We start from the raw sequence: 3,006 nt of genomic DNA on the forward strand, positions 1-3,006 counted from the left end.
TTGTTCCTTGAAAACTGAAGATTCATCAAGACATCAAACCAATTATTTCACATATGGTCCGTGAGGACCGTGTGTCTTAGACGCTAGATCAAGGTAGAAAGGGCGTACGGTGGATGCCTTGGCACTAGGAGCCGATGAAGGACGCGACGAACAGCGAAATGCCCTGGGGAGTGGTAAGTACACTTTGATCCAGGGGTATCCGAATGGGGGAACCCACCGCCGGGAGACTGGCGGGACACCCGTGTGAATACATAGCACGGCGTGAGGCACACCCGGGGAACTGAAACATCTAAGTACCCGGAGGAAGAGAAAGAAAATTCGATTCCCTGAGTAGCGGCGAGCGAAACGGGAACAGCCCAAACCAGGAAGCATGCTTCCTGGGGTTGTAGGACACTCTATACGGAGTTACAAAGGGATAGGATAGGTGAACGACCTGGAAAGGTCGGCCAGAGAAGGTGACGGCCCTGTAGCCGAAATCCCATCCCCTCCAGAGTGGATCCTGAGTACGGCGGGACACGTGAAACCCCGTCGGAATCCGGGAGGACCATCTCCCAAGGCTAAATACTTCCTAGTGACCGATAGTGAACCAGTACCGTGAGGGAAAGGTGAAAAGCACCCCGGAAGGGGAGTGAAACAGATCCTGAAACCGTATGCCTACAAGTAGTCAGAGCCCGTTAACGGGTGATGGCGTGCCTTTTGTAGAATGAACCGGCGAGTTACGATGGCGGGCGAGGTTAAGCCGATGAGGCGGAGCCGCAGCGAAAGCGAGTCTGAATAGGGCGCATCAGTCCGTCGTCGTAGACCCGAAACCAGGTGATCTACCCATGTCCAGGATGAAGGTCAGGTAACACTGACTGGAGGTCCGAACCCACGCACGTTGAAAAGTGCGGGGATGAGGTGTGGGTAGCGGTGAAATGCCAATCGAACCTGGAGATAGCTGGTTCTCCCCGAAATAGCTTTAGGGCTAGCCTCGAGGTGTAGAGTTCCGGAGGTAGAGCACTGATTGGACTAGGGGCCCCCACAGGGTTACCGAATTCAGTCAAACTCCGAATGCCGGCAACTTGTACTCGGGAGTCAGACTGCGAGTGATAAGATCCGTAGTCGAAAGGGAAACAGCCCAGACCATCAGCTAAGGTCCCCAAGTGTATGTTAAGTGGAAAAGGATGTGGCGTTGCACAGACAACTAGGATGTTGGCTTAGAAGCAGCCACCATTCAAAGAGTGCGTAATAGCTCACTAGTCGAGTGACGCCGCGCCGAAAATGTAACGGGGCTAAACATACCACCGAAGCTATGGATCCCGTAAGGGATGGTAGGGGAGCGTTCCAAGCAGCAGTGAAGCGGTATCGTGAGGAGCCGTGGAGCGCTTGGAAGTGAGAATGCCGGTGTGAGTAGCGAAAAGAGGGGTGAGAATCCCCTCCGTCGAAAGCCCAAGGTTTCCTGAGGAAGGCTCGTCCGCTCAGGGTTAGTCTGGACCTAAGCCGAGGCCGAAAGGCGTAGGCGATGGACAACAGGTTGATATTCCTGTACCGCCGTACCACCGTTTGAACGATGGGGGGACGCAGAAGGATAAGGTAACCGTGCGACTGGAAGTGCACGGACAAGCAGCGAGGCCGTCGGGTTGGCAAATCCGCCCGGCACACAAGGTTGAGCTGTGACGTGGAGCCCGTAGGGCGAAGTACCGGATTTCACGCTGCCAAGAAAAGCCTCTAGTAAGGAGGTCGGCGCCAGTACCGTAAACCGACACAGGTAGGCGAGATGAGAATTCTAAGACGCGCGGGATAACTCTCGTTAAGGAACTCGGCAAAATGGTCCCGTAACTTCGGGAGAAGGGACGCTTATGGCAACATAAGCCGCAGTGAATAGGCCCAAACGACTGTTTAGCAAAAACACAGGTCTCTGCTAAATCGCAAGATGAAGTATAGGGGCTGACGCCTGCCCGGTGCTGGAAGGTTAAGGGGATGTGTCATCGCAAGAGAAGCACTGAACCGAAGCCCCAGTAAACGGCGGCCGTAACTATAACGGTCCTAAGGTAGCGAAATTCCTTGTCGGGTAAGTTCCGACCCGCACGAAAGGCGTAACGATTTGGGCACTGTCTCAACGAGAGACCCGGTGAAATCATAGTACCTGTGAAGATGCAGGTTACCCGCGACAGGACGGAAAGACCCCATGGAGCTTTACTACAGCCTGATATTGAGGCTTTGTACGCGATGTACAGGATAGGTGGGAGTTTGTGAAGCCGGAGCGCCAGCTTCGGTGGAGACACCCTTGGGATACCACCCTTTGCGTATAGAGTCTCTAACTCGCAGCCGTGATCCGGCTGGAGGACCGTGTCAGGTGGGTAGTTTGACTGGGGCGGTCGCCTCCTAAACAGTAACGGAGGCGCCCAAAGGTTCCCTCAGAATGGTTGGAAATCATTCGAAGAGTGCAAAGGCAGAAGGGAGCTTGACTGCGAGACCTACAAGTCGAGCAGGGACGAAAGTCGGGCTTAGTGATCCGGTGGTTCCGCATGGAAGGGCCATCGCTCAACGGATAAAAGCTACCCTGGGGATAACAGGCTGATCTCCCCCAAGAGTCCACATCGACGGGGAGGTTTGGCACCTCGATGTCGGCTCATCGCATCCTGGGGCTGGAGTAGGTCCCAAGGGTTGGGCTGTTCGCCCATTAAAGCGGTACGCGAGCTGGGTTCAGAACGTCGTGAGACAGTTCGGTCCCTATCCGTCGTGGGCGCAGGAAATTTGAGGAGAGCTGTCCTTAGTACGAGAGGACCGGGATGGACGCACCGCTGGTGTACCAGTTGTTCCGCCAGGAGCATCGCTGGGTAGCTACGTGCGGACGGGATAAGTGCTGAAAGCATCTAAGCATGAAGCCCCCTCCGAGATGAGATTTCCCTTTGAGCAATCAAGAAAGACCCCTCAGAGACGATGAGGTAGATAGGTCATGGGTGGAAGCACGGCGACGTGTGGAGCTGAATGATACTAATCGGTCGAGGCTTTGATCTAGTCTAA

Annotated in this window: 1 rRNA gene; it reads left to right on the forward strand. The window is 54.8% G+C overall.

Annotated elements, in window-relative coordinates:
- Nucleotides 1-86: 86 nt before the first annotated feature.
- Nucleotides 87-3,000, forward strand: a 23S ribosomal RNA gene (locus tag KNO58_RS15200).
- The last annotated feature ends 6 nt before the right edge of the window (nucleotides 3,001-3,006 follow it).

The organism is Exiguobacterium sp. J17977, assembly GCF_018616375.1.
In the GTDB taxonomy this organism is placed as follows: Bacteria; Bacillota; Bacilli; order Exiguobacteriales; family Exiguobacteriaceae; genus Exiguobacterium; species Exiguobacterium mexicanum.